General features: G+C 56.1%; 22 protein-coding genes. 10 read left to right on the top strand and 12 right to left on the bottom strand.

Features of this window, described 5'->3' with window-relative positions; genetic code table 11:
- The first annotated feature begins 156 nt into the window (after positions 1–156).
- Both secA and ACP2AV_RS00745 read left to right on the top strand, forming a co-directional pair.
- Positions 157–2853 (top strand): preprotein translocase subunit SecA, encoded by a 2697-nt coding sequence (gene secA, locus ACP2AV_RS00750; protein WP_426370739.1) that lies wholly within the window; start codon positions 157–159, stop codon positions 2851–2853.
- A gap of 265 nt (positions 2854–3118) precedes the next feature.
- A complete protein-coding gene (locus tag ACP2AV_RS00745) occupies positions 3119–4063 on the top strand; it encodes a hypothetical protein (RefSeq protein ID WP_426370738.1) in 945 nt (314 codons plus the stop codon).
- Here ACP2AV_RS00745 and radC read toward each other — a convergent pair whose 3' ends face one another.
- The 3 genes from radC to dnaK form a co-directional block, all read right to left on the bottom strand.
- On the bottom strand, positions 4064–4822 hold the full coding sequence (radC, locus tag ACP2AV_RS00740) for a RadC family protein (protein WP_426371332.1): 759 nt from the start codon (positions 4820–4822) through the stop codon (positions 4064–4066). It lies immediately after the preceding gene.
- Positions 4823–4875: 53 nt separating this feature from the next.
- A complete protein-coding gene (gene dnaJ, locus ACP2AV_RS00735) occupies positions 4876–6030 on the bottom strand; it encodes a molecular chaperone DnaJ (protein ID WP_426370737.1) in 1155 nt (384 codons plus the stop codon).
- 76 nt (positions 6031–6106) lie between these two features.
- The gene (gene dnaK / locus ACP2AV_RS00730; RefSeq protein WP_426370736.1) at positions 6107–8098 is read right to left on the bottom strand and encodes a molecular chaperone DnaK; all 1992 of its coding nucleotides are present in this window, start codon (positions 8096–8098) and stop codon (positions 6107–6109) included.
- A 264-nt stretch (positions 8099–8362) separates the two neighbouring features.
- Here dnaK and ACP2AV_RS00725 point away from each other — a divergent pair, with 264 nt between their 5' ends.
- Entirely contained in the window at positions 8363–8845 is a 483-nt protein-coding gene (locus ACP2AV_RS00725; RefSeq protein ID WP_426371331.1) for an alpha-ketoglutarate-dependent dioxygenase AlkB family protein, read from the top strand.
- 1 nt (position 8846) lies between these two features.
- On the opposite strand, the gene ACP2AV_RS00720 is transcribed toward ACP2AV_RS00725, so the two are convergent.
- Positions 8847–9668, bottom strand: coding sequence for an ABC transporter permease (locus ACP2AV_RS00720; RefSeq protein ID WP_426370735.1), 822 nt, complete (start codon positions 9666–9668; stop codon positions 8847–8849).
- A gap of 135 nt (positions 9669–9803) precedes the next feature.
- On the opposite strand from ACP2AV_RS00720, the gene cysQ reads away from it, so the two are divergent.
- The 7 genes from cysQ to ACP2AV_RS00685 all read left to right on the top strand — a co-directional run bounded on the left by cysQ (position 9804) and on the right by ACP2AV_RS00685 (position 18062).
- On the top strand, positions 9804–10601 hold the full coding sequence (gene cysQ / locus ACP2AV_RS00715) for a 3'(2'),5'-bisphosphate nucleotidase CysQ (protein WP_426370734.1): 798 nt from the start codon (positions 9804–9806) through the stop codon (positions 10599–10601).
- A gap of 209 nt (positions 10602–10810) precedes the next feature.
- Positions 10811–11704, top strand: coding sequence for a UTP--glucose-1-phosphate uridylyltransferase GalU (gene galU / locus ACP2AV_RS00710; RefSeq protein ID WP_426370733.1), 894 nt, complete (start codon positions 10811–10813; stop codon positions 11702–11704).
- A 9-nt stretch (positions 11705–11713) separates the two neighbouring features.
- The gene (galE, locus tag ACP2AV_RS00705) at positions 11714–12700 is read left to right on the top strand and encodes a UDP-glucose 4-epimerase GalE (protein ID WP_426370732.1); all 987 of its coding nucleotides are present in this window, start codon (positions 11714–11716) and stop codon (positions 12698–12700) included.
- Between the two features lie 208 nt (positions 12701–12908).
- Entirely contained in the window at positions 12909–13766 is an 858-nt protein-coding gene (locus tag ACP2AV_RS00700; RefSeq protein ID WP_426370731.1) for a glycosyltransferase family 2 protein, read from the top strand.
- Positions 13767–13948: 182 nt separating this feature from the next.
- Positions 13949–14959: a glycosyltransferase family 2 protein gene (locus ACP2AV_RS00695; protein ID WP_426370730.1), complete on the top strand. Its 1011-nt coding sequence runs from the start codon at positions 13949–13951 to the stop codon at positions 14957–14959.
- Positions 14956–16650, top strand: a complete 1695-nt coding sequence (locus ACP2AV_RS00690) for a beta-1,6-N-acetylglucosaminyltransferase (protein WP_426370729.1) — start codon at positions 14956–14958, stop codon at positions 16648–16650. Before ACP2AV_RS00695 ends, ACP2AV_RS00690 begins: the two co-directional genes overlap by 4 nt.
- The gene (locus tag ACP2AV_RS00685; protein WP_426370728.1) at positions 16647–18062 is read left to right on the top strand and encodes a sulfotransferase family 2 domain-containing protein; all 1416 of its coding nucleotides are present in this window, start codon (positions 16647–16649) and stop codon (positions 18060–18062) included. The genes ACP2AV_RS00690 and ACP2AV_RS00685 overlap by 4 nt, the downstream gene beginning before the upstream one ends.
- Here the strand turns inward: ACP2AV_RS00685 and ACP2AV_RS00680 are convergent.
- The 8 genes from ACP2AV_RS00680 to katG form a co-directional block, all read right to left on the bottom strand.
- Positions 18059–18523, bottom strand: coding sequence for a PTS sugar transporter subunit IIA (locus ACP2AV_RS00680; RefSeq protein WP_426370727.1), 465 nt, complete (start codon positions 18521–18523; stop codon positions 18059–18061). The two genes, ACP2AV_RS00685 and ACP2AV_RS00680, sit on opposite strands and share 4 nt — an antisense overlap.
- A gap of 42 nt (positions 18524–18565) precedes the next feature.
- Complete coding sequence (gene hpf / locus ACP2AV_RS00675; protein ID WP_426370726.1) at positions 18566–19138, bottom strand: ribosome hibernation-promoting factor, HPF/YfiA family; 573 nt, start codon at positions 19136–19138, stop codon at positions 18566–18568.
- 232 nt (positions 19139–19370) lie between these two features.
- A complete protein-coding gene (gene lptB, locus ACP2AV_RS00670; RefSeq protein ID WP_426370725.1) occupies positions 19371–20129 on the bottom strand; it encodes an LPS export ABC transporter ATP-binding protein in 759 nt (252 codons plus the stop codon).
- Entirely contained in the window at positions 20129–20578 is a 450-nt protein-coding gene (lptA, locus tag ACP2AV_RS00665; RefSeq protein ID WP_426371330.1) for a lipopolysaccharide transport periplasmic protein LptA, read from the bottom strand. Before lptA ends, lptB begins: the two co-directional genes overlap by 1 nt.
- Positions 20579–20643: 65 nt before the next feature.
- Positions 20644–21282, bottom strand: coding sequence for a hypothetical protein (locus tag ACP2AV_RS00660; protein ID WP_426370724.1), 639 nt, complete (start codon positions 21280–21282; stop codon positions 20644–20646).
- Positions 21254–22210 carry a KpsF/GutQ family sugar-phosphate isomerase gene (locus ACP2AV_RS00655; protein WP_426370723.1) on the bottom strand — a complete coding sequence of 319 codons (957 nt, stop codon included), beginning with the start codon at positions 22208–22210 and terminating at the stop codon, positions 21254–21256. The genes ACP2AV_RS00660 and ACP2AV_RS00655 overlap by 29 nt, the downstream gene beginning before the upstream one ends.
- 4 nt (positions 22211–22214) lie before the next feature.
- Positions 22215–22826 (bottom strand): ribonuclease D, encoded by a 612-nt coding sequence (locus ACP2AV_RS00650; RefSeq protein ID WP_426370722.1) that lies wholly within the window; start codon positions 22824–22826, stop codon positions 22215–22217.
- A 511-nt stretch (positions 22827–23337) separates the two neighbouring features.
- Positions 23338–25515 (bottom strand): catalase/peroxidase HPI, encoded by a 2178-nt coding sequence (gene katG, locus ACP2AV_RS00645; protein WP_426370721.1) that lies wholly within the window; start codon positions 25513–25515, stop codon positions 23338–23340.
- Positions 25516–25602: the final 87 nt, after the last annotated feature.

Raw genomic sequence — 25602 nt, 5'->3', positions numbered from 1 at the left:
ACCTTTCGGCCCGTAACGTTGACACAGTGAACATGGGCCCTTACATCGCCTTGTGGCCTTGAAGGAGCCCGTTGCCGCTGTTGTAGGTGGCGTGTCGCGGGCGGGCAAGCAATCCCTTCACACGAGTTTGTCAGAAAGCCATTGGGCGGAGAAAATATGCTGGGTCTCGGAACTGTTGCGAAGAAGGTGTTTGGCACGCCAAATGATCGCAAGATCAAGTCCACCCGCCCTCTTATCGCCAAGATCAACGATCTTGAGCCCGAATTTCAAAAACTGTCCGATGAAGAGATCATCGCGAAAACAGACGAATTTAAACAGCGTTTGTCGAATGGCGAGAGCCTGGACGATCTGTTGCCCGAAGCGTTTGCCAACTGTCGCGAAGCCGCACAGCGGGCCTTGGGCTTGCGCGCTTTCGACACGCAGTTGATGGGCGGCATTTTCCTCCATCAGGGCAATATCGCCGAAATGAAGACAGGCGAAGGCAAAACCCTTGTCGCAACGTTTCCAGTTTACCTGAATGCTTTGACCGGCAAAGGCGTACATGTCGTTACCGTCAACGATTACCTGGCCAAACGCGATGCCGAATGGATGAGCAAGGTTTACACTGCCCTTGGGCTGACGACCGCCGTCGTCTATCCCCGCCAACCCGAGGACGAAAAACGCGCAGCCTACGCCTGTGACGTGACCTATGCCACCAACAACGAACTGGCTTTTGACTATCTGCGCGACAACATGGCGCCCGAGCTGGACCGCCTGTTCCAACGCGGTCATCATTTTGCCATCGTGGACGAGGTGGACAGTATCCTGATCGACGAAGCGCGGACTCCGTTGATCATCTCGGGGCCGGCTCAGGACCGCTCAGAGCTTTACACAACGATCGACGCGATTATCCCGCAGCTGAACGAACAAGACTATGAAATCGACGAAAAAACGCGGCAGGTGACCTTTACCGAGGAAGGCAATGACCACCTTGAGGAACTGTTGCGCGCCAATGACCTGCTGCCTGAAGATCGGTCGTTGTACGATCCCGAAAGCACGACCATCGTGCATCACGTGAACCAGGGTCTGCGTGCCCACAAGCTGTTCATCAACAATCAGCATTACATCGTGCGCGACGGCGAAGTTGCCCTGATCGACGAATTCACTGGCCGTATGATGCATGGACGGCGTTTGTCAGAGGGGTTGCACCAGGCCATTGAAGCCAAGGAAGGCGTCGCCATCCAACCCGAAAATGTCACGGAAGCCAGCGTGACGTTTCAGAATTATTTCCGGCTGTATGAAAAATTGGCCGGCATGACCGGCACTGCGGTAACCGAAGCCGAGGAATTTGCAGAGATCTACCGCCTGGGCGTGGTCGAAGTGCCCACAAACAAACCAATTGCACGATTGGACGAACACGACCGGGTGTACCGCACGCAACGCGAAAAATACGAAGCGGTCATCGCGTCCATCAAGAAAGCGCACGACAAAGGTCAGCCGGTCTTGGTCGGCACCACGTCCATCGAAAAGTCAGAAATGCTGGCCCAGATGCTGACAGCTGAAGGTTTGCCCCACAATGTGCTCAACGCGCGCCACCACGAGCAGGAAGCGCAGATCGTGGCTGACGCGGGCAAGCTGAATGCGATTACGATCGCAACGAACATGGCCGGTCGCGGAACCGACATTCAGCTTGGTGGCAACGTCGAAATGAAGGTTTTCGAAGCCCTCTCTGCCGACCCTGACGCCGATCCCGAGGCCGTGCGCGCCCAGATCGAAGCCGAGCATGCGGAAGAAAAACAAAAGGTACTGGATGCTGGCGGGCTCTATGTGTTGGCGACTGAGCGTCATGAAAGCCGCCGGATCGACAACCAGCTTCGCGGCCGGTCTGGCCGTCAGGGTGATCCGGGCCGATCGTTGTTCTTTCTATCTCTGGAAGACGACCTGATGCGCATTTTCGGCTCGGAACGGTTGGAAAAAGTGCTGGCCGGATTGGGCATGAAAGAAGGCGAAGCGATTGTACATCCTTGGGTGAACAAGTCTCTTGAAAAGGCACAGGCAAAGGTAGAAGGCCGGAACTTCGATATCCGCAAACAGCTGCTCAAATTCGATGACGTGATGAACGAACAGCGGAAAGTCATCTTTAGCCAGCGCCGGGAAATCATGGAAAGCGATGATCTGAACGAGATCGTCACCGACATGCGTCATGAGGTGATCGACGACCTGGTTGACCACCATATTCCAGCCAAGACATACGCGGACCAGTGGGATGTCGAAGGTCTTTATGTTGCGCTGATGGAAAAGCTCAACCTGGATGTCCCAGTGGTTGCCTGGGCAGATGAGGAAGGCGTGGACGACGGTGACATCCGCGAACGTCTCTATGAGGCCTCTGACAAAATGATGGCCGAAAAGGCGGAAGACTTCGGCACGGATACGATGCGTCAGGTCGAAAAACACTTCCTGCTCAACACCATTGATCGCAGATGGAAAGAACATCTTCTGACGCTTGAGCATCTGCGCTCGGTCATCGGATTCCGCGGCTATGCACAACGCGATCCGCTCAGTGAATATAAAAACGAAGCGTTTCAGCTGTTTCAATCATTGCTGGATGGCCTGCGCGAGGACGTGACGCAGGAACTGGCCAAGGCGCGGCCGATTTCGGACGAACAGCGGCAGGAACTCATGCGGCAACTTATGGCGCAGCAAGCTGCCGTTCAGGAACCGGCTGTTGAAATTCCAGAACCTGAAAATGCCCCATCTGAACCCGTTGCAGGTTTCGACGAAAACGATCCATCGACTTGGGGTAATCCGGGCCGGAATGCACCCTGCCCGTGTGGTTCAGGCAAAAAGTTCAAGCATTGCCACGGTAGATTTTGACCAATCGTCGATCGATAGCTGATTAATCCTTTGGGCAATTTTTGCGCCGGTTGTGCCGGATCTATTCAAATCACGGCAAAAATGTGACCGTTTCCAATAGGGAAACTCAGCTATTGGTGGTGCCCATCAACGGTACCGCAACATACAGCAATTGCTCCTAGGTCAGTATATCCTGCTTTCGCCATAACATTGGCCCTATTTAGGGAAACAATCTCTCCAACATATCATTGCGAAGGAGAGAGCGATGCTATCAGGTTCTACTGTCATGCGTTCGGTGTCCGTTTTGCTGATCGCTGCCGCAACGGGGCACAGCATGCAGAACGGCGGTGCATTGGCGTCAAAATTCGGGATGGAACAAGAGCTTAGGCCGGCCTCCGACTTCACGACGGGGATTCCGCTGCCATCGTTGGCGTTTTCCCAACCTGCAAGTCTACCGCAAGCGCCTGCGTCGCTTCCGGGCCGGATCGCCTCGCTTGCCATGCTGCCGGGACCGGCCATCCAGGATGATCTGGAGCATACGCCATTCGAATTTTCTTGCGCGCCAGAGGCAGTGATAGTGCCTTTGCCGAAAGCCGAGATCGCGGTATCCTTGACATCCGCCTGTCACCCGAACCAGCATGTCATTGTCGAACAGGACGGTCTGCTTTTTTCGGCCCTCACGAATGCTCAGGGGGTGGCGGCGTTTATCATGCCGGCCCTTAGCGCCCGCCCCGTGGTTTCCATGACTTTTCCGGACGGCTCGGTGCTGCAGGCTGGGACGCAGGTGGATGATGCCGATACCTACAGCCACACGGTGCTACAATGGCAAGGGCATGATGACATATCCCTGCACGTGTTTGAATCCGATGCGTCGATTAAAGAAGCGCGGCACGTGACGGCCGCATCCGAAGCTGCCCTAAACGTCCACGGACCTTGGGGCGAACGTGTTGTCCAATTTGGTTCGGATGTTGGTGAGTCCAGCCGTTATTCCCAAGTGTATTCATTTCCAAAGGGGACTGGTGATCAGAATCTAGCCACAACTTTCGAAGTCGTAGCTGAGGTCACAGAAATGACCTGCGGGACTGATCTGTTTTCAAAGGGCATGCGTTTTGAACAGGGACATCAGGTCAATACGATCGATCTGATGGTTTCTATGCCCGATTGCGATGCTGTTGGGCAGGCCGTGGTCTTGCCAGATCCTTTTTCAGTCAGGTTACTGGCTTCCAAGTGATCAAAGGTAGCCTTCGGACCGGAAGCTGATTTCGGCTTCCTTTCCGACGATCAGATGGTCGTGCAACTGGATGTCCAACGCATCTGCGGCATCGCGGATTTGACCTGTGACAGTGATGTCTGCCTGAGACGGTGTGGGATCCCCGGACGGATGATTGTGGACAAGAATTATCGCTGATGCGTTCAATTCCAAAGCGCGCTTGACCACTTCACGCGGGTAAACGGGTACATGGTCTACCGTGCCGCGCGCCTGGGCCTCATCCGCGATGAGAACGTTTTTCCGGTCCAGGAAAAGAACGCGAAACTGTTCGGTATCGCGGTGGGCCATAGTCGTGTGGCAGTAGTCAATCAGACTGTTCCAACTGGATATGACAGGCTGCTGGATAACCCGCGAGCGGGCCAAGCGCTGCGCGCTGGCTTCGACGATCTTGAGCTCGGTAATCACGGCATCGCCCACACCCGCAACTTCTGACAATCGCGCAGGAGGCGCAGACAACACCCGGCCGAAATCACCGAACCGTTCCATCAAAGCGTATGCCAGAGGCTTGGCGTCTTGTCGTGGGATCGCGCGAAACAACACCAATTCAAGCAATTCGTAGTCGGGCAGGGGATCGGCGCCGCCTTGCATGAAACGTGCCCGCAATCGTTTGCGATGGTCCTTGATATATGATGGCAAACGGCGGTCTGATGCGGCAACAGGCCGAGCTTCGTCTTGATCGAACAAGGATGGCATCTCGGAAAAATGGCGCGGCATACTCATATCAAGCATGCTGCGCCATACCCGTGAACACGTGGTTAATGCACGTTAGTTTTTCAGGACTTCATCCCGTCCCAAAAACTCTTTACCTTTTTGAAGAAGGTTGAACTTTCCGGGTTGTTGTCCTTGCTCAGCTCATCGAATTCTTTGAGCAGCTCTTTCTGGCGCGAGGTCAGGTTGACCGGCGTTTCGACCGCCAGTTCAATCAGCATGTCACCCGACCCTCCACCGCGCAGCATTGGCATACCTTTGCCACGCAAACGCATTTGCCGTCCGGATTGGCTGCCTGCAGGGATCTTGACGCGGCTGCGCCCCCCGTCGATGGTCGGTACCTCAATGTCACCGCCCAAAGCGGCTGCGGTCACCGAGACGGGAACCGGACAGAAAAGATGCGCACCGTCGCGCTGAAAGATGGGGTGCTCTTGCACTTCGATAAAGATGTACAGATCCCCGGCTGGCCCACCGCGCAAGCCTGCTTCGCCTTCGCCCGCCAACCGAATACGGGTGCCCGTTTCTACCCCCGCCGGAATATTCACAGAGAGCGATCTGTCCTTTTCCAAACGCCCCGTTCCTGCACAACTTGCGCAGGGGTTCTTTATGGTCTGGCCTAGCCCCGAGCACGTCGGGCAGGTTCGTTCGACTGTGAAGAAGCCCTGCTGCGCCCGGACCTTTCCCATGCCCGAGCAGGTCGGGCAGGTCACAGGCTCGGCGCCGCCCTCAGCCCCGGTTCCGTGGCACGCTGTACACTGGACCGCTGTTGGCACATTGATCGTCTTCTGTATGCCCGAGAACGCCTCTTCAAGCGACACACGCAGGTTGTAGCGCAGGTCCGATCCACGGGTGGCGCGTTGCCGCCCACCGCCGCCGCGCCCGCCGCCCATGAAGTCACCGAACAAGTCGTCAAAGACATCGGAAAAGGCTGACGAAAAATCGGCGCCCTGGCCCGAAAACCCGCCACCATGGCCGGCACTGGCGCCATGACCGCCTTCAAAGGCAGCATGGCCGTAGCGATCATAGGCCGCCTTTTTGTTTTCGTCCTTCAGGACGTCGTAAGCCTCGTTCACTTCCTTGAACTGAGCTTCGGCGTTCGGGTTGTCTGCGTTCCGGTCAGGATGAAGTTCCTTGGCTTTCTTTCGATAGCCCTTCTTTATTTCATCTGCCGATGCGCCTTTCGCGACACCCAACACATCATAAAAATCACGTTTTGACATTTTGGCCGATCCCTCTGGGGAACGAAAAGGTCAGCCCGAGCGGGCCCGAGCTGACCTTAGGTTCCAGGACGCAAATTTAGCTGCGTTTGTCGTCGTCGAGATCTTCGAAATCGGCATCTACGATATCGTCGTCGACACCCGAAGGTCCGTCTTCGCCGACATCGCCATCATCCGCGCCGCCTTCAGTTTGCTGCGCTTTGTAAATTGCCTCGCCCAGCTTCATGGCTGCGTCTGTGACGTTCTGAATGCCGGACTTGATCTTTTCGGGCGACACATCTTCTTTTTCCAGCTCGTCTTTGAGCGCGGCAACAGCCAATTCGATCACCTCGACTGTCGATGGATCGACTTTGTCGCCATGCTCTTCCAACGACTTCTCGGTCGAGTGGACCAAGCTTTCGGCCTGGTTGCGGGCTTCGACCAGTTCGCGGCGCTCTTTGTCAGACTCGGCGTTGGCTTCAGCGTCTTTCACCATCTGTTCGATATCCTCATCGGACAGACCGCCCGACGCTTGGATGGTGATCTTCTGCTCTTTGCCGGTGCCTTTGTCCTTGGCCCCAACTTCCACGATACCGTTGGCGTCAATATCGAAGGTGACTTCGATCTGTGGCAGACCACGTGGCGCAGGCGGGATGTCTTCCAGGTTGAACTGACCCAGAAGTTTGTTGTCGGCCGCCATTTCACGCTCGCCCTGGAAGACGCGCAGGGTCACGGCCGACTGATTGTCTTCAGCGGTCGAAAAGATCTGGCTCTTCTTGGTGGGGATCGTGGTGTTACGATCGATCAGGCGCGTAAACACGCCGCCCAAGGTTTCGATACCCAGCGAAAGCGGGGTCACGTCCAGCAGGACCACGTCCTTGACGTCGCCTTGCAGAACACCGGCCTGAATGGCCGCGCCCAGTGCAACAACTTCGTCCGGGTTCACGCCCTTATGGGGCTCTTTTCCGAAGAACTTGGACACTTCTTCCGACACTTTCGGCATCCGGGTCATGCCGCCGACCAGAACGATTTCGTCGATGTCACTGGTCGACAGTCCAGCATCCTTGAGTGCTGCCTGACACGGTTTCATCGAAGCCTTGATCAAATCATTCACCAGGCTTTCCAGCTTGGCGCGGGTCAGTTTCATGACCATGTGCAACGGCTGGCCGCCATTCGGATCCATGCTGATAAATGGCTGGTTGATTTCGGTCTGAGTGCTGGACGAAAGTTCGATCTTGGCCTTTTCAGCGGCTTCCTTGAGTCGCTGTAGCGCCATCTTGTCCTTGGTCAGATCGACGCCATGTTCTTTTTTGAACTCATCGGCGAGGTAGTTGACGATGCGCATGTCGAAGTCTTCACCGCCCAGGAACGTGTCCCCGTTGGTGGATTTCACTTCGAAGAGGCCGTCGTCAATTTCCAGAATGGTGACGTCGAACGTACCGCCGCCCAAGTCATAAACCGCGATGGTCTTGCTGTCTTTCTTGTCCAGGCCATAGGCCAGTGCTGCGGCGGTCGGTTCGTTAATGATCCGCAACACTTCCAGACCGGCGATCTTGCCGGCATCCTTGGTGGCCTGACGTTGTGCGTCGTTGAAATAGGCAGGAACAGTGATGACGGCCTGCGTGACCTCTTCACCCAAATACGATTCCGCCGTTTCTTTCATTTTCCCAAGAATAAAGGCTGAAATCTGGCTGGGGCTGTACTTGTCGCCTTTGACTTCGACCCATGCGTCGCCGTTGCCCCCATCCACGATGCTATAGGGAACAAGCTTCTTGTCCTTTTCAACTTCCTTGTCCGTCACGCGGCGCCCAATCAGGCGTTTGACGGCAAAAACCGTGTTGTCGGGGTTTGTGACAGCTTGGCGTTTGGCGGGCTGGCCAACCAGACGCTCATCATCCGTGAAACCCACGATAGACGGTGTGGTACGTGCACCTTCAGCGTTTTCGATGACCCGGGGCTGCGATCCATCCATGATGGCGACGCAGCTGTTGGTGGTCCCGAGGTCGATGCCGATTACTTTACCCATGCTCAATTTCCTCTCTTGGCGATATCTTGGCGATTGGCCCGTTTCGGCGCCATTCGCCGATCCCATGAAAAGGCCGGAGATTGTTCCCCGACCGGCTTCTGGGCGTATATAAGTAGGGCAAATGCGGCCTGCAAGGCGGCGCGTACGCAGAAAACGGGCAAAAAACGACTCTTTTTCCGGGGCTTGTCAGGAAAGGGCTATGTAATTGACAAAACCGACGGCACAGCTTCGCGGCGCACAGGTGTATAAAGGCTACCTGGATAATTCTCAGCAGGCGGATCTGGTGGCTGCGCTGCGGGTATCATCCGGGTTGCGCCGTTGTTTTCGCCAATGACGCCCTATGGCAAACCAATGTCGGTTCGGCTGACTTCAGCGGGCAAATATGGATGGTATTCGGATCGAAAGGGCTACCGATATGTCACTGCCCATCCCAGCGGCACATCCTGGCCGCCCATTCCGGCCGATGTTTTGCGAATCTGGCGTAGTTTGGTGTCGGACAAGCGCGACCCGGACTGTTGCCTGATCAATTTCTACGGCGAAAACACGCGTATGGGCATGCATCGCGACGCTGACGAAAAGGACTTTGACTGGCCGGTCTTGTCGGTGTCACTGGGCGACGAAGCGCTGTTTCGTATCGGCAACGACGAGCGTGGCGGAAAGACCCAGAGTGTCTGGCTGTCATCGGGCGATGTGGTGGTTCTGGGCGGCGATGCGCGGTTACGGTATCACGGGGTCGACAAGACCCGGTTTGGGTCTTCGACACTGCTGCCCAAAGGTGGACGGATCAATTTGACATGCCGGGTTGTGGATTGACTCACCGGCCAGCGCTCCAACTCAGGGATGCGTGTTTGCGGGTGTAAAATTCGCCCAGCAATCCGATCATGATCAACGCAAAGGAAACAAAGAGAGGATATGTTACCGAACTGTGGTGCGGTGTGTAGTCCTTGAACGCGAACCCGCGCGCCTGATCAATGCAGTGAAACAACGGGTTCCATGTGAAAAGCACCAAGATATAGCTTGGTGTCTGGTTCGCGACGAACATCTTGCCGGATGCAATCATGTTTGCGCGCGAATAGATGGTGGTCGCGATCCCGGCAAATCCCGGAGCCCAGGGTTTCAGCGCGAAGAAAACCATGCCGATCGCCACGCCGGAAAACCACGACAACAAGATCATGGCAAAGCAGCCCACTGGATCATAGATTGTGATCCGGGTGAATCCGACGTGATACACATAGAGAATTACGACCACCGATAGCACTTGAATGTACAGCGAACTCAGCGCAGCGGACGTGATCGAAACGACAGTATTCATCGGGGCATGTTTCATCATGGCCGACGTTGGCCCTTCGGCGCCAACAACTGCTGCCATGGCCTTGGAATGCGTCATGAACAGGAAGATGCCGGACATGATGTAAAGAAGGAAATCGCCGCGAATGGCGGATCCACGCATGCCCAGAACCGAAAACAGGATGTAAAAGACCAGCACAAGGATCAGCGTCTGCATGATGTTCGACAGCAATCCGATAACGGCATTTCCATGCCCCTTGCGAAGGTGGCGAACCGTCGCATGGTAAATCAACTCCAGTATCGAAAAGAACGTTGCGGTCTTGGTTCGTTGCCGGGAATGTTGGAACATGGTCTGCCTGAAAAGATCGCTGCTGCGGACATTATGAGCGGGAATTATTGCTGTTCCCTTAGCACCGTAGCATAAGGGCTGAGTTTGTAGCTGACAATGTTCCGGCGCTTTCGTTGCCCCAAGGAGATATCCATAGTGAATTTCGAAACACTCATCCCTGTCATGCGGCGCCTTGCTCTGGAAGCAGGCGACAAGATCATGGAAATCTACAATTCAGATGATTTCGAGGTGAAATCGAAATCCGACGATAGCCCGGTGACCGCAGCGGACGAAGCCGCCGATGCGCTGATTTCTGCCGGTCTGCGGGCCGCGTTTCCGCAGGTGCCGCTGATCACCGAAGAACAAGCCGCCACGCATAGCCTGGATGTGCGCACGTTTCTGATTGTCGATCCGCTTGACGGGACGAAGGAATTTGTCAAACGACGTGGAGATTTCACGGTCAACATTGCCTATGTGGACAACGGTGTTCCCCAGAGGGGCGTCGTCTATGCACCGGCGAAGAACCGTCTGTTCTACACATTGGCCGATGGAACGACCGTGGAAGAAACGGGACCGTTCGATTCAGAAACCCCAGGGCAGTGCAAAGCCCTTTCCGTGTCTGAGCCGGACAACGATGCCCTTTTGGTCGTGGCATCGAAATCGCACCGGGATCAGGCAACCGACGACTATATCGGAAAGTACGCGGTCAAAGACAGCAAAAGTGCGGGATCTTCCCTAAAGTTCTGTCTGGTCGCAACGGGCGAGGCAGACATCTACCCGCGGGTCGGGCGAACGATGGAATGGGATACGGCAGCGGGTCATGCGGTTTTGCTTGGCGCGGGCGGCGACGTCGTGCGCTTCGACGATCACACGCCACTGCTGTACGGAAAACCTGACTTCTCAAATCCGTTCTTCATCGCTTATGCTCCTGGCGTGGAACTTAAAAAGCCGTAGCGTCGTCACAAGTCCGCCAGTTTTTCAGGCGACGACGAAATGCGATGTGCGCTGACCGTGGGGAAGCGCCAGGTACGGGGACTATTTTTTGATTTTTCTCTGGAACAATGACGGAAAGAAACCTGTTTGTTAAACTCTAGAGTGGATATTCGATCGCAATGGGCTGTCGAACATGACACTCGAACGACTGGATAGCAGAGGCATGGCCGATGAAACGTAAAGTAACCAAAGCAATCTTTCCCGTCGCAGGGCTCGGAACGCGGTTCCTTCCCGCAACCAAGTCGATCCCGAAAGAGATCATGACTCTCGTCGATCGGCCGTTGATTCAATATGCCATCGATGAAGCGCGTGCGGCGGGGATCAAAGAGTTCATCTTTGTGACATCGCGCGGCAAAAGCGCGCTTGAAGACTATTTCGACCACTCGCCGGTTCTTGAGCAAGAGTTGCGCAAGAAGGGCAAGGACGAGCTGCTCGAAACCCTCAAGAACACCAACATGGACAGCGGTGCAATCGCGTATATTCGCCAGCACAAGGCCTTGGGTCTGGGGCATGCGGTCTGGTGCGCGCGCCGGCTGATGCAGAACGAACCGTTCGCCGTCATTCTGCCCGACGATGTCATTGCTGCCGAAAAGCCGTGCCTGCAACAAATGGTCGAAGCCTATGAAGAAACGGGCGGCAGCATGGTTGCCGCGATGGAAGTCCCCAAGGACAAGGTTTCGGCTTACGGTGTTCTGGACGTCAAGGAAGACATGGGTTCGATCGTTTCGGTTAACGGCATGGTCGAAAAACCCGCGCCAGGGACGGAACCTTCGAATCTGGCAGTCATCGGGCGATACATCCTTTCGCCGAACGTGATGCGGAACCTGAACAAGAAAAAGACCGGCGCGGGCGGCGAAATTCAGCTGACCGATGCGATTGCGGAAGAGATCAATCAGGACCGCGGCGTCTACGGTTTCCGGTTCCGCGGGCAACGCTACGATTGCGGATCGAAAGCCGGGTTCTTGCAGGCCACCGTTGCGTTCGGTTTGGCTCGCGAAGATCTCAGGGATGAATTGGGTGCCTATCTCGATGAGATGGTCGCATCACGGCGCGCAGCAGAATAGGGCGCGCATTTGTCTAGGCGTGTCCTTGTAACTGGTGGTGCTGGCTACATTGGCTCGCACGCGTGCAAGGTGCTGTCGCAGAACGGTTATGTTCCAGTTTGCTTTGACAATTATTCGACAGGCTGGCCCGACGCCGTAAAATTCGGGCCAGCCGAACAAGGCGATATTTCAGACCGCAATCGCTTGGATGAGGTGTTTGCGAAACACAGTCCGGTTGCCGTGATGCACTTTGCCGCTTTCAGCCAAGTCGGCGAAAGCATGTCGGACCCGGGAAAATACTGGCGCAACAATGTTCTGGGATCGCTGACACTGATAGAATCCGCGGTTGCTGCGGGCTGTCTTGATTTCGTGTTCAGTTCAACCTGTGCCACCTACGGCGATCAGGACAACGTTGTTCTCAACGAAGACAGTGTGCAATTTCCCATAAACTCCTACGGGTCATCAAAACGCGCGATCGAAGAAATTTTGCGGGATTTCGAGGCCAGCCACGGTCTGCGGCATGTGATCTTTCGCTATTTCAACGTGGCCGGGGCGGATCCTGCCGCCGAGGTCGGCGAATGGCACCAGCCCGAGACGCATCTCGTGCCGTTGATCCTGGACGCAATAGCCGAAAAACGGGATGCGTTGACCGTCTACGGCACAGATTACAATACGCCGGATGGAACCTGCATTCGCGACTATGTGCATGTCATGGATCTGGTCGACGCACATATCCTGGGTTTGGAATGGCTGGCGCAGGATCGGGGCAGCCGGGTCTTTAATCTGGGAACAGGGACAGGGTTTTCCGTGCGCGAGGTCATAGATCATGCCCGGCAGGTCACCAAGCGCCCGGTTCCCATTATCGAGGGAGAGCGCCGGGCCGGGGACGCCACCAAACTGGTTTCCGGAAGCGATCGTGCCAGCAGCGAACTCGGCTGGAACCCCAAGCGATCGAACTTGACAGACATGCTGACCGACGCATGGCGCTGGCATAAGGGCGGGGGGTATGGCGACTAAGACCGTATCGATATCGGGAACGGCGACCCAAGTGCCGCGCACTGCGTTGTCTGTTCAATCCGCCCGGCAAGCCTATTACCTACGCCATAAACGGCGGTATTTGCTTTGGCGGGCGTTCCGACGGCGCAGGCAATTGTCGTGTATATCAGACCGGACGGCTCAGATTACCACGAACGCAATCTTGGCATTTTGCACCGTGCGGAACGAAATGCTGCGCTTGCCCTATTTCCTGCAGCATCACCGAAACCTGGGGGTGCAGCATTTCTTGTTCGTCGACAATGGCTCTGACGATGCGACCACAGAGTTTCTTGCGGCGCAGCCGGATGTTTCCTTGTGGACCACGGGGGCGAGCTATCGGCTGTCCCGGTTCGGTATGGATTGGCTGACATGGCTGCAGGTTCGTTACGGCGACGGACACTGGTGCTTGACGCTGGATGCGGACGAGCTGTTCATTTATCCACACCATGATACGCGTTCGATCCGCGCTTTGGCCGCGCAACTTGACCGCATCGGCGCGCGTTCATTTGGCACGATGATGCTCGATCTTTATCCCAAAGGCCGCCTGGATCAGCAGGTCTATCAGCCAGGCGACGATCCGACCGATATTTTGGAATGGTTCGACAGTGGAAATTACATCGTGCAAAGACAGGAACCCGCTGGAAACCTGTGGATACAGGGTGGGCCGCGGGCGCGTGTGTTTTTTGCCGACAACCCGCGCAGGGCCCCGACGCTCAACAAGACGCCATTGGTTAAATGGAGCAGGCGGTATGCCTACGTCAGCTCGACGCATTCCATGCTGCCCCCAAGGCTGAACCGCGTCTATGACACATCCGGTGGAGAGCGGATCAGTGGTATTCTGCTCCACACCAAATTTCTCCACACAGCTGTTGCGCGCTCTCGCGAGGAAAAATCCCGCCGCCAGCATTTTGGCAACCCCGCAGATTTTGACGCCTATTACGATCACGTGGCAGCGGCGCCGGACCTATGGACAGAACATTCGTCCCGCTTGCTGGGCTGGCGCCAGCTTGAGGCAATGGGCCTTATGTCGCGCGGAGGTTGGGTTTAGCGCGACCGGTCATTTAAGCCCCCGGAATGGTTTGGAAATCCGGCTCAGAAAAGGGGGCCGGCAACAATGACCGTTTTTCCAGCGTGAACAATTGCTTGGCAAATACGGTCAATGTTGTGTTAATCCTAACAGGCTAGATTACCGGCTGAATAATTTAGCCGCAGAAGGGCATGGGTTGAGGCTTGGGTGTTTGGCAGTCATATCGGTTGCGGGTAAGGCGTAAGCGTTGGCGGTATCGTGCCTTTTTAAAGCGACGTGAGTTGTCCCTGTTTTCGGACCACACCCGCGCTATCGGGCGCAAAGACATCTTGCTGTTTTCGACGTTGCGAAATGAAAAAGTCCGGCTGCCCTATTTTTTGAAATATTACCGTGATCTTGGGGTCAATCACTTCTTGATCGTGGACAATGATTCAACCGATGGATCACGGGAATATCTTGCACAGCAACCAGATGTCACGCTTTGGACCACGGGGGCCAGCTACAGAAAATCACGGTTCGGCGTGGATTGGCTGAATTTTCTACAAGTGAAATACGGGCATGGCCATTGGTGCTTGACGGTAGATCCGGACGAATTCTTCATCTATCCATTTTGCGACACGCGTCCGATACGCGCACTCACCGACTGGTTGGATAACTCGGGTCTGCGCAGTTTCTCGGCAATGCTGTTGGACATGTATCCCAAGGGCCCCATCGACAGCCAGACCTACGTCGAAGGTCAGGACCCCTTCGAAATCGCAAATTGGTTTGACAGCGGAAACTATACAATCACCCGCAACGGGTTTTATGGCAATCTCTGGATCCAAGGGGGCCCGCGCGCGCGTGCGTTCTTTGCAGATGATCCCGAAGCGTCGCCTGCTTTGAACAAAATTCCCTTGGTGAAATGGGATCGGTCCTACGCATATGCCAGTTCTACCCATGCGCTTTTGCCGCGCGGTCTGAACCTGGTCTATGACAACTGGGGCGGGGAAAAAGCTTCGGGCTGCCTGTTGCACGCGAAGTTTCTGAATACGTTTTCACAGAAAGCCGCCGAAGAATTAGAGCGGGGCGAACACTATGCCGGAGGACGCGAATATCATTCCTACCGCCAGAAAATTGCCGATAATCCGGACCTATGGTGCAAGTGGTCCGAGAAATACATAAACTGGCGGCAGCTTGAAATATTGGGGCTGATGTCCAAAGGGAATTGGGCGTGACCGTCGGTTTCGTGATGATGGTGCACGATGCGCTTCACCGCGCCGAACAAGTGGCGCGGCACTTCGCGACAAACGGATGCCCTGTCGTCATTCATTGTGACAAACGTACACCGCGCGCCGAATTTGACGGCCTCAAGCGTGGCTTGGCAGATCTGGAAAACGTCAAATTCTGTAAACGTCATGCTTGCGACTGGGGAACCTGGTCGTTGGTGCAGGCATCGCAGACCGGATCGGAAATGATGCTGACCAGCTTTCCCGAGGTTCGGCACGTGTACTTGGCTTCTGGCTCATGTCTGCCTTTGCGCCCGATTGAATCGCTGCGCGCGTATCTTGCGGATCGCCCGATGACGAACTTCATCGAAAGTGTGACTATCGAAGATGTCCATTGGACAGTTGGTGGATTGGATGAAGAGAGGTTCACGTTCCGCTTTCCCTTCTCATGGAAAAAGTACCGCAAATCGTTTGACACCTACGTACGCTTCCAGCGACGATTCGGTTGCACAAGGAAGCTGCCCAAAGGGATTGTGCCGCACTTAGGAAGCCAATGGTGGTGCCTGACGCGGCAAACACTTTCAGCGATATTGGAAGATCCGGATCGCGCCGAAATCGACCGGTATTTTTCCAAGGTTTGGATTCCGGACGAAAGTTACTATCAGACATTGGTCCGGCAGTTCGCGACAAATATCGAGAGCCGGTCGCTCACCCTGTCCAAGTTCGATTTTCAGGGCAAACCGCACATTTTTTATGACGATCACCTGCAATTGCTTCGCCGGTCTGACTGCTTCATGGCGCGCAAGATCTGGCCCGAAGCCAATCGTCTGTATGATGCCTTCCTCAAGCCAAAAGATGAATTCACGCGCGCCGAACCCAATCCAGGTAAGATCGATCGAATTTTTGCCAAGGCGGTTGAAAGGCGCACGCAGGGCCGCGACGGGCTATATATGCAATCGCGGTTGCCGGCAGATGGAATCGACAAGGGCAAGACCTGCGCGCCTTATTCCATTTTTGAGGGTTTTTCGGACATTTTCGAAGATTTCGATGTCTGGTTGGCCCGCGCGGTAGACGCGCGCGTTCACGGGCACCTCTATGCGCCCGACGGGGCCGAGTTCGCAGGGGGCCAAACCATCTTTACCGGGGCGTTATCAAATTCACCAAAGCTGCGCGACTACAACCCCTGTGCCTTTTTGACGTCGCTTATCTGGAATACCCGCGGCGAAAGGCAGGTTTTTCAGTTCGGCCCACGCGACACACAGGGCATCAGCTGGCTTGTTGCGACGGACCCCAATGCACAGATCACGGTTATTTCGGGTGCATGGGCAGTGCCGTTGTTTCAATCTAACGCCAACTTTTCGGAAATTCGGCGAGAAGCCGCGCGTCTTCAAAAGATCGAAGCGGAACACTTGGATATTTTGCGATCACCTTACCGAAAGGCGCGGGTGCGTATCTGGACCTTGGCGGACTTTATTGAAAGTCCCATGGAGCCACTTCAAACCGTTATTGATGAAATCGGAACGCGGGGTGGCCGGCGTTTGGCCGAGGCCCCGAAGATGAGGGATCTGACCGGATTTGGGCAATTTCTGCAGAACCTCAAGAACCAAGGGATGCATCCACATCTGATGGGGGATTTTCCCACGGGTGACCAACAGGAATCTCAGCAACGCCCGCGCAAGCGGCCCTATCTGGTGAAATGACATTGGCAGGACCATTCGATTACTTCGTGGTTTTCGCAAACATGCGAACCGGGTCGAATTACCTTGAGGAAAACCTCAACGATTACGATCGGTTGCACTGTTGGGGCGAGGCATTCAATCCGCATTTCATCGGACACGCGGGAAAAACGGAAATGGCCGGTGTGTCCCTGGCCGAACGCGAAGCGCAGCCCGAACGGTTGTTGACCGCAATCCGATCCAAAACGGATGGGTTGGCGGGGTTCCGGTTCTTTCCAGGTCACGACCCGCGCATCTTAGACGTTGCGCTAAAAAACCCGCGTTGTGCCAAGATCATCCTGACCCGCAATCCAATCGAAAGTTACGTTAGTCAGAAAATTGCGGCGGCCACTGGCCAGTGGCGACTGGGTGACATGAAGACCGCGAAGACGGCCAAGGCGCGTTTCGACAAGCAGGAATTCGAAGGCTTCCTTGCGGACCTTCAGGCGTTTCAGCTGGATCTTTTGACCGGGCTTCAAACTACGGGCCAAACCGCCTTCTATGTTGGATATGACGATCTGCACAATCTGGACGTGTTGAACGGTCTGGCCAAATTCCTCGGATGTGACAGTCCAAAGGACAAAGCGAACACAAGGACCAAAGTTCAAAATCCGCAGGTGCTGCGTGACAAAGTCGAAAACTACGAAGAAATGACAGCAGCACTGTCTGGTTTCGACCATTTCAACCTGTCGCGCACACCGAATTTCGAACCGCGCCGCGGCCCCAATGTTCCCCGCTACGTGGCCTCTGAAGTTGCCCCATTGCTCTATATGCCGATCAAAGCGTCAGCCGAAGCCGAGGTTCTGCAATGGCTCAGTTCACTTGGGGCGACGCGCAGCGGCTTCACGCAGAAAACGCTGCGTCAGTGGAAACGCAAGAATACCGGGCATCGAAGTTTCACTATCGTGTGCCATCCTGTCGCGCGGCTGCACCGTGCTTTTTGTGACCATATTCTCGCGACGGACGGCGACGTGTATCTGGAAATCCGTCAAAGGCTGATCAAAGACTACCGCATTGGCATTCCCGAAGTCCTTTCGCCGGATTATAGCCGTGACGCACACCGGGCCGCATTCATCGCGTTCGCCGAATGGATCAAAGGCAACCTGAACGGCCAGACTTCGGTGCGGGTTGACGCATCATGGGCGACACAAGCTGAAACCATCGCGGGATTTTCGCAATTCGGCGCACCTGACATGGTCATTCGCGCAGATGACATGAAACGGGATCTGCCTTTGTTGGGTCAGTGGGTCGGAGCAAAAACAGAACCCGTGCCCGGTTTGGCCGCCGATACCCCGTTTGCCTTGTCAGACATATATGACGAACACGTAGAGGCCGCTGTGAAAGCGGCCTATCAGAAAGACTACATGATGTTCGGATTTGGCCCCTGGGCGCGCTAAGCGGCTTGGGTCTTGGGCGATTCGGTCAAGATCGCATGAAGCGTTGCCGGATCGTCATTGGCGCGCAGTTTTGAGCAGATATTCGCGTCCCGCATGGTCCGCGATACAAGCGCCAGCGCCTTGAGATGATCTACACCCGAATTGACCGGCGCGAAGAGCGAGAAAATCAGATCTACCGGTTGACGATCAACCGCGTCGAAATCCAGAGGTTCTTCGATCCTGACAAAGGCACCGACCACACGATCAAGGCCGTGCAACCGCGCGTGAGGCAACGCCACACCATGGCCAACCCCGGTGGGGCCCAGGCTCTCGCGGTCGAGCAATGCGTCCACGGCATCATTCGGCGGCAGCCCGTAGGCACCCGCAACAATTTCGCCCAGGTCCTGAAACAGCCGTTTCTTGCTGGACAGTTTGCCGACGACCTTGATAGCCGTCGGCTCGAGAATCTCGAAAAGTTCCATTGGTGAGTGCCGTTATCCCGCGTCGCACCGCGGCGACGTCAACTAAGCGTTGTTTGGGTCTATCCAGCCGATGTTCCCGTCATCGCGCCTGTAAACAACGTTGATTTCGCTTTTGCCTTCATTTCGGAACACCAGCGCCGGAGCACCAGCCAATTCCATTTGCATCACTGCCTCTCCGACTGACAAGTCGGGAATTTTGGTTTCCATCTCCGCGATGATCATGGGTTGGAGCGACTCCGGCTCCGACTCGGTATCATGATCGTTAGCGGCGAGGATATACGAGGAAGCGCCAATCGATTCAACCGGGTCTTTACGATCACGGTGGTGATCCTTCAACCGCCGTTTGTAGCGACGGAGTTGCTTTTCCATTTTTTCAGCGCAGCTATCGAAAGCCGCATAGATATCGTGGGCGTGGCCACGCGCCTGGGTCGTCAGACCTGTGGACAGGTGAACCACGGCTTCGCATACGAATTCGCCTGCTTGCTTGCTGAATATGATGTTCGCGTCGGTTGGTCGTTCGGCATATTTTTCGATGACCTCCCCTAGTTCAGATTTCACATGTGTCTGGAGAGCTTCCCCGATGTCGATCTGTTTGCCACTGATTTGATAGCGCATCACGCCTCCTTCGGTTGAAATACGTCACCCGCAAGCTGAGCAACGACGGCTCAGGCGGAATGGCGGGTTCCGTGGACAATTTTTGCAAAGAACTTTAGGCCCCGACGGGTCGGACGTTGTCGGTGCGGCGGCGGGCGAAGCCAGTGCACATTCGTGAAACGCGCTCATTTGCATTTGTTCAATTGGCGCACGAGCGCGGCCTGTTTGTCAACTGCTAGAGCGTGCAAATCGGTCAAACCCGGAAGTTCTGGCCCAGGTAGACCCGCCGCACGTTTTCGTCGTGAACCACTTCGTCGGTTGTGCCGGACATCATGACCTCGCCATCGTGCAAAATGTACGCACGATCTACAATTCCCAGTGTTTCCTGCACGTTATGGTCCGTGATCAAAACACCGATGCCGCGGGTTTTGAGCTCGGTCACCAGACCCCGGATTTCGCCGACCGCGATAGGATCGACACCTGCGAAAGGTTCGTCGAACAAAACGTAACGCGGGCCAGCGGCAAGGCATCGGGCAATTTCGACCCGTCTCCGTTCGCCCCCCGAAAGCGCCAGTGCCGATGCCCGACGCAGGTGGGTGATCGACATTTCTGTCAGCAGGTCTTCCAGCTTTTCACGTCGTTCAAGCCGGTCTTTTGTCGAAATCTCCAGAATTGCCAGAATGTTGTCTTCGACATTCAAACCGCGAAAAATCGACACCTCTTGCGGAAGATAACCAATCCCCAGCTTGGCGCGCCGATACATGGGCAAATAAGTTACATCGCGCCCGTCGATCATGACCTGACCACCTTCCGGTTGGATCAGTCCCGCGATCGCATAAAAACATGTGGTCTTGCCAGAGCCGTTTGGTCCGAGCAGGGCCACGACTTCACCACGCTCAAGGTTCAGGCTGACATCCCGGATCACGAGCCTTTTTCGATAGCTTTTGCGAAGACGGGTGACCTGTAGTCCGGCAGCACCGTCGGCCACGGATAGATCGGGGTCCGCGCTCATCACTGGGACCCCGGGTTCAGGATGGTTTTGACCCGTCCGTCCATCTGGCCGGTGCCCGATTTGAGATCGACTACAAGGCGCTGAGACGACAAGGCATTTTGCCCCTGCGTCAGGATGACATCTCCGGTCATCACGATCTTGCCCGATTCGATGGTGTAGTCGGCGTTTTGTGCTTCTGCCGCTTCGGTCGCGGTGGCCAAGGTTACACCACCACTGGCGATCAGGCGTTCGATCTGCCCGGTCGTGGCCCCGTCGCCTTCGGCATATTCCACCCGTACTTCGCCCGCAGACAGACGCATCTGGCCTTGGCCTATCAGCACATTTCCGCGAAAGACCGCCGAGCCGTCCTTTTGATCCACGGACAGTTGGTCGGCCGTGATTTCAACGGGTGCCAGGGTGTCCTGTTTCAATGCGCCGAACGACACGTCTGTTCCCTGGGCCGCAGCCATTCCGGCGACAAGACTTGTCACCACCGCCAATGTGATCTGCAGGTTTCGCACCACGTTCGCACCTTTCACTGTTGCGGTTGATATACCAGTTTCACGCCTTCGTTGAAAACCAGAAGATAGGTGTCGTCGGCGTCATCGCGGGTCACGCGCATTTTCCCGGCGACAAGATTTCCCATCGGCGCGGTTGCCGTGATCTCACCCGCCGTGACCAGTTCGGTTGCTTCCAAGTTCGCGGCGATACGGCTGGTTTCCACACGGAAGCCATCCGACGTTGTGACGATCACGCCGCCACCCAATTCGGCGCGTCTGGATTGGGTGTCCAACGCGCCGTCATTTGCATCCAGTTGGATCGTGGTTCCCACAGGCAGGTCGATGCGCAGCACAAGGTTCGAACCGGACGCCATGCCTTGACCGCCGGCATCCGGGCGAATGGTCTCGGCAGACAGGGTGATCGCCGCGCCATCGGACGATACGCCTGAGAACCGGGGTTGGCCGATCCTTTGCTCGCGCGCAAGTTCAGAGGCGTCGACATCGGCAAAAGGCAGGTCGGTTGCCGGATCGATTGTGCGTGCCGTCAGAAATACCGTCGACATCAGCGCCAGCGCCGCAAGGGGCAGAATGATTTTCAGCCAGGCGACCAGTCGCGAATACGTATTGTCATAGGCCGCCACAGCGTCAGCCCAACCCTGCCCGCAGGCAGTCATGGATATGCAGGATACCGCACGGCGGTCCGTCACGCTGGACGAAAAGACAAGTGATCTTGCGCTGGTTCATCTCGGCCACCGCGCTTTCGGCCAGATCGTTCGGCCGAATCGTGTGCGGGGCTTTGGTCATGACATCTGCTGCGGTTGCGTCCAGCAGCCCATCCATGTGACGGCGCAAATCGCCATCAGTAATGATCCCGATCAGCCGTCCTTCGTTGTCAGTCACGCCTACGACGCCGAAGCCTTTTTGACTGATCACCAGCAGCGCGTCGCTCATCGGTGCACTGGCGGGCACCAGAGGCATGTCCTCGTGCATCAGGTCAGCGACCTTGGACAGGCGCACACCCAATTTACCCCCGGGATGAAAGACCTTGAAATGCTCGGGCGAAAATTTGCGGTGTTCCATCAAGGCGATGGCCAGAGCATCGCCAAGGGCCAATGTCATCGTGGTCGAGGTCGTCGGAACGATGCCCTGGTCACACGCTTCTTCTGCGGGTGGCAGGATCAATTGCACGTCCGACTGGCGGATCAATGTGCTGTCGGCCCGCGAGGCAACGCCGATCAGGGGGATGGAAAATCGCCGGGAATAGGCGACGATGTCAGCCAGTTCAGGTGTTTCACCCGAATTGGACAGCACCAGAAGCACATCGCCTTTGGTCAACATGCCCAGATCACCGTGGCTGGCTTCGGCGGGGTGAACGAAATGGGCCGGCGTGCCGGTGCTGGCCAAAGTGGCGGCAATCTTGCGCGCGACATGGCCGGATTTTCCCATGCCTGAAACGATCACCCGGCCGGGCGCATCCAGTATGGTTTGCGCGGCCACGACAAAGCTATCACCCAGAGCATCTGCAAAGGATGCCAAAGCATCGGCTTCGCGTTTCAATACCCGTTTGCCAGTTGCAATCAGTTTGTCTGGGTTCACGTCCATCGGATCAGTGCGCGAAAATGTCAGTTTCGGGCCAGCCTGCCAAATCCAGCCGGGCCCGCGTCGGCAAGAAATCAAAGCAAGCTTGCGCCATGTCAGCGCGTCCTTCGCGGTCCAGCATTTCGTTCAATTTGGTCCGCAGCGCGTGCAGGTAAAGCACGTCTGAAGCGGCGTAATCCAATTGGGCTTTGGTCAGCTCGTTCGCGCCCCAATCACTCATTTGCTGCATTTTCGAAATATCGACTTTCAGCAATTGATCCAGAAGGTTCTTGAGGCCATGTCGGTCCGTGTATGTCCGGACCAGTTTCGAGGCGATCTTGGTGCAATAGACCGGCGCGGCCAACGTACCAAAGGCATGGTACATTGCTGCGATGTCAAACCGGCCAAAGTGGAACAGCTTGAGAACATTGGGGTCCGCCAACAACTTGCACAGGTTTGGCGCGTCTGTCTGACCCTTGGCGATCTGGACAATATGCGCATTGCCGTCGCCGCCGGACAGTTGGACAACGCACAAGCGGTCGCGATGCGGGTTCAGCCCCATTGTTTCACAGTCGATTGCCACTTCCGGACCCAGATCCAGGTCGTCGGGCAGATCGCCCTTATACAAATAGTTCGCCACTTGTCGGCCTCGTCCTTCATGAATTTGAATGTACCTAGGCACAAACACGCGTTGGGTAAAGGTGTGCCCGCGCGTCGAATGGGGGATACCTGCCATTCAGGCCCGCTTTCCAAGCAGCCTATGCCCATATAAATGCGGACCAGAATTTTTCCAAAAAGTTGACGCTTTTTCAATTTGCGGGGTACGGACGATACGCGGCCGGTGCATCAGTGTCCGGGCAGAACAGTACGAGTTCTGACACCGGAACACACGCGCGCTCATGCAACGCCGGATTCATGGCGGCGAAAATGGCATGATCTACCGCAAGGTTCGCATGTTGAAGGTACATTCAGGGGATTTCCGGCCCAGCAACAGTCTTTGGATTTCGCTTCACGCGTGCCTGCGCCAATTTAATGGTTTGGTTTTGGCCTGACCTGCGCAAGGCGAAAAACACGGGAGCTGCCTCCCCCGTGTTTACTGTCGAAGTTCTCTGTGGGTGTGGATTGCCACCACTTGGCGGCAATCCCAAGGATCAATTGATCAGATCGAACCGGTCTGCGTTCATGACGCGTGTCCACGCCGCTACAAAATCACGCACGAATTTTTCGGCGTTATCGTCTTGGGCATACACCTCGGCATAGGCCCGAAGGATCGAATTTGAGCCGAACACCAGATCGACGCGTGTGGCGGTGTGTTTGACGTCACCTGACACGCGATCACGGATTTCATAGATCCCGTCTCCGACAGGTTCCCATGTGTAGCGCATGTCGGTGATCGTGGTGAAGAAGTCGGTCGTCAAACTGCCAACCCTGTCCGTGAACACACCATGCTCGGTGCCGCCATAGTTGGTTCCCAGTACGCGCATCCCGCCGACCAATGCCGTCAGCTCTTTGGCCGTCAGTGTCAGAAGCTGCGCCTTGTCCAGCATCAATTCTTCGGGGCTGACGGCGTAGTCCTGCTTTAGCCAGTTGCGCATTGCGTCGGAAACCGGTTCCAGCGGCTCAAAACTTTCGGCGTCGGTCATGTCCTGGGTGGCGTCACCGCGACCGGGTGCAAAGGGAACGTCAATGTCAAAGCCAGCGGCCTTGATGGCCTGTTCCAATCCAACGTTCCCGGCCAGAACGATAACGTCCGCAAGCGAAGCGCCGGAATCGGCGGCGATCGGTTCCAGTTTCGACAGAACTTTTTGCAGGCGGTCGGGTTCGTTGCCTTCCCAGTCTTTTTGCGGAGCAAGGCGGATGCGTGCGCCGTTGGCACCGCCGCGCATGTCCGATCCACGATAGGTGCGGGCGCTGTCCCACGCGGTCGCGACCAGATCACCAACACTCAAACCGGTTTGCGCAATTTTTGCCTTTATGGCGTCCACATCATAGTCGGTTGATCCCGCAGGGACAGGATCCTGCCAGATCAGGTCTTCTTGCGGCACATCCGGACCAAGCCAGCGGGCTTTCGGACCCATGTCGCGGTGCGTCAGCTTGAACCAGGCTTTTGCAAAAGTTTCGTTGAAGTATTCGGGATCGGCCATGAACTTTTGGCAGATCTCGTTATAGACCGGATCGACCTTCATCGCCATGTCGGCATCGGTCATGATCGGCATGCGTTTGATCGAAGGATCTTCGACATCCACGGGCATGTCTTCTTCGGCGATATTGACGGGCTCCCATTGCCAGGCGCCGGCAGGGGACTTTTTCAGCTCCCATTCATGTCCGAACAGCATGTCGAAATAGCCCATGTCCCATTTGGTGGGTTCTTTGGTCCATGCGCCCTCGATACCGGATACGACCGTGTCGCGTCCGATGCCGCGGTTCACTTTGCCCATCCAGCCCAGACCCTGGAATTCGACGTCTGCCGTTTCCGGATCCGGCGACAGGTTATCGGCGGTTCCGTTGCCGTGGCATTTGCCGATGGTATGTCCACCTGCAGTTAGCGCGACGGTTTCTTCGTCGTTCATGGCCATACGCGCGAAGGTCTCGCGGACCTGTGCGGCGGTCCGCATCGGGTCGGGTTCGCCGTTCACCCCTTCGGGGTTCACATAGATCAAGCCCATCTGCACGGCTGCCAAAGGGTTATCCATCGTGGATGGATCGTTCACATCGCCGTAGCGGCTGTCGGACGGTGCAAGCCATTCTTTTTCGGCGCCCCAGTAGGTGTCTTTTTCGGGGTGCCAGATGTCCTCGCGCCCGAATGCAAACCCGTACGTCTTCAGGCCCGCAACCTCATAGGCAACCGTCCCGGAAAGAACGATCAGATCGGCCCAGGAAATCTGGTTGCCGTATTTTTTCTTGATCGGCCAGAGCAGGCGGCGGCCTTTGTCGGTGTTGACGTTATCAGGCCACGAGTTCAGCGGGGCAAAGCGCTGATTGCCGGTCCCGGCCCCGCCGCGACCGTCGGCCAGACGATACGATCCAGCCGCGTGCCATGCGACACGCGCGAACATGCCCACATAGCTGCCCCAGTCTGCGGGCCACCATTCTTGAGTTTCCGTCATCAAGGCCCGCAGGTCCGCCTTGAGCGCGTCAACGTCCAGTGATTTGAGATTGTCACGATAGCTGTGATCGGTATCCAGCGGATTTGTCATCTGATCGTGCTGGTGCAGGATGTCGAAATTCAACGCATTGGGCCACCAGTCCATGACTGTGGACGACAGGTTGGTTGCCGATCCGTGCATTACCGGGCACTTGCCAGCACCTGAATTGTCATTTCCGTCCATGTTTTCTCTCCTCGCTGGGGGATGTTCATTCGGGGTGTGCTTTTTCCGATGGGTCGAAAGCGATTCCTTGCCCTTCGGTTCGCGGTG

It is taken from the genome of Aliiroseovarius sp. PTFE2010 (assembly GCF_049943335.1).
Taxonomy (GTDB): Bacteria; Pseudomonadota; Alphaproteobacteria; order Rhodobacterales; family Rhodobacteraceae; genus JBNFVY01.
The sequence above is the reverse complement of the archived record's forward strand: the minus strand, read 5'-3'. Positions and strand labels throughout refer to the sequence as shown.

Excerpts from the sequence above, each read along its gene's own strand:
- ACP2AV_RS00680 (WP_426370727.1), bottom strand. The coding sequence starts at position 18,523 with ATGGAACTTTTCGAGATTCTCGAGCCGACGGCTATCAAGGTCGTCGGC.
- lptA (WP_426371330.1), bottom strand. The coding sequence starts at position 20,578 with ATGGCTGCGGCCCAGGGAACAGACGTGTCGTTCGGCGCATTGAAACAG.
- ACP2AV_RS00685 (WP_426370728.1), top strand. The coding sequence starts at position 16,647 with ATGACATTGGCAGGACCATTCGATTACTTCGTGGTTTTCGCAAACATG.
- galU (WP_426370733.1), top strand. The coding sequence starts at position 10,811 with ATGAAACGTAAAGTAACCAAAGCAATCTTTCCCGTCGCAGGGCTCGGA.
- hpf (WP_426370726.1), bottom strand. The coding sequence starts at position 19,138 with ATGCGCTATCAAATCAGTGGCAAACAGATCGACATCGGGGAAGCTCTC.
- ACP2AV_RS00725 (WP_426371331.1), top strand. The coding sequence starts at position 8,363 with ATGACGCCCTATGGCAAACCAATGTCGGTTCGGCTGACTTCAGCGGGC.
- lptB (WP_426370725.1), bottom strand. The coding sequence starts at position 20,129 with ATGAGCGCGGACCCCGATCTATCCGTGGCCGACGGTGCTGCCGGACTA.
- secA (WP_426370739.1), top strand. The coding sequence starts at position 157 with ATGCTGGGTCTCGGAACTGTTGCGAAGAAGGTGTTTGGCACGCCAAAT.
- ACP2AV_RS00655 (WP_426370723.1), bottom strand. The coding sequence starts at position 22,210 with ATGGACGTGAACCCAGACAAACTGATTGCAACTGGCAAACGGGTATTG.
- dnaK (WP_426370736.1), bottom strand. The coding sequence starts at position 8,098 with ATGGGATCGGCGAATGGCGCCGAAACGGGCCAATCGCCAAGATATCGC.
- ACP2AV_RS00660 (WP_426370724.1), bottom strand. The coding sequence starts at position 21,282 with ATGACTGCCTGCGGGCAGGGTTGGGCTGACGCTGTGGCGGCCTATGAC.
- dnaJ (WP_426370737.1), bottom strand. The coding sequence starts at position 6,030 with ATGTCAAAACGTGATTTTTATGATGTGTTGGGTGTCGCGAAAGGCGCA.
- ACP2AV_RS00700 (WP_426370731.1), top strand. The coding sequence starts at position 12,909 with ATGCTGCGCTTGCCCTATTTCCTGCAGCATCACCGAAACCTGGGGGTG.
- katG (WP_426370721.1), bottom strand. The coding sequence starts at position 25,515 with ATGGACGGAAATGACAATTCAGGTGCTGGCAAGTGCCCGGTAATGCAC.
- ACP2AV_RS00745 (WP_426370738.1), top strand. The coding sequence starts at position 3,119 with ATGCGTTCGGTGTCCGTTTTGCTGATCGCTGCCGCAACGGGGCACAGC.
- radC (WP_426371332.1), bottom strand. The coding sequence starts at position 4,822 with ATGAGTATGCCGCGCCATTTTTCCGAGATGCCATCCTTGTTCGATCAA.
- ACP2AV_RS00720 (WP_426370735.1), bottom strand. The coding sequence starts at position 9,668 with ATGTTCCAACATTCCCGGCAACGAACCAAGACCGCAACGTTCTTTTCG.